The following is a 1,083-nucleotide window of genomic DNA, read 5'->3' as shown; positions in this document are numbered from 1 at the left end:
TGTCAGGTTGTGAGACGTCATTGGGATGATGTAGCGTGGGCGATACCGCGTTATGCTTCGTTGTTTTCTTCCGTTTGCAGGGAGACCGAATGATGCTTCAGATCCACCCACAGGCACGCACGACACCGGCTGTCCGGGCTGAGATAGCTCGTTCGTCAGAACCGACATCCGTGCTCGCCAGACGCTACGGGATCAGCGATGAAACAGTCCGCAAGTGGCGCAGGCGTGGTTCGGACGCCTGTCAGGACCGCAGCAGCCGTCCCTGGAGGCTGGCCTGGAAAGCCTCGGAGGAGGAGCGCGCCATTGTCTGTCAGCTTCGGCGTTCTACCGGTTTTGGTCTGGATGATCTGACCTTTGTCTTACGGCATTTCCTGCCGCATCTGAACCGGGACAATATCTGGCGGATACTGAAAGACGCCGGATTGAACAGGCTGCCTCCTGTTCCAAAGGCCGGACCAGTTCGGGGACAGGGAAAGTTCCGCGATTACGATCCCGGTTATGTCCATATCGATGTGAAACATCTGCCAAAATTACAGACAGCAGATGGGGACCGGCGGAAACGTTTTCTGTATGTCGCCATCGATCGCTGTTCCCGTTCAGTGCACCTGGCTGTTTATGACGCGGAAAATGCGGATAATTCCGTTGATTTCCTCAATGCCGTCAAATCGGCCTTTCCTTTCCGGATCACCCATATCCTGACCGATCGTGGCTCCTGCTTTACAGCGGACGCCTTCGAAAAAGCCTGTCATGACATGGGAATCGACCGACGCCGGACCAAGGCTTACTCCCCTCAGACCAATGGAATGGTGGAACGCTTCAATGGCCGTGTCGCTACAGAAGTACTGCAGGTCTGTGTCTCAAACCATGAAGATCTGGAAATTCTGCTCAGAGGCTTCTGTTTCGCCTACAATCATCGCCCGCAGCGTGTTCTGGGCGGCATCGCTCCCGCCCAATGCATCATCTCATGGCTTGAAAAACATCCCGCGTCACGTAATCAAGACTATATCAAACCGGCTGGTCGTGACATCATGAAACAGGTCGACGAAATCCTTGATTACGCCAATGACGTCTCACAACCTGACA

1 protein-coding gene is annotated in these 1,083 nt (G+C 54.5%); it reads left to right on the top strand.

Annotated elements, in window-relative coordinates; translation table 11 throughout:
- Nucleotides 1-92 precede the first annotated feature (92 nt).
- A partial coding sequence (locus APA10_RS11950) for an IS481 family transposase (protein ID WP_035367804.1) occupies nt 93-1,083 on the top strand: 991 nt, incomplete at its 3' end.

This window comes from Acetobacter pasteurianus subsp. pasteurianus LMG 1262 = NBRC 106471 (genome assembly GCF_000285275.1).
Classification (GTDB): Bacteria; Pseudomonadota; Alphaproteobacteria; order Acetobacterales; family Acetobacteraceae; genus Acetobacter; species Acetobacter pasteurianus.
Note: the sequence above shows the minus strand (reverse complement) of the source record. Positions and strands in the feature narration are given on the sequence as shown.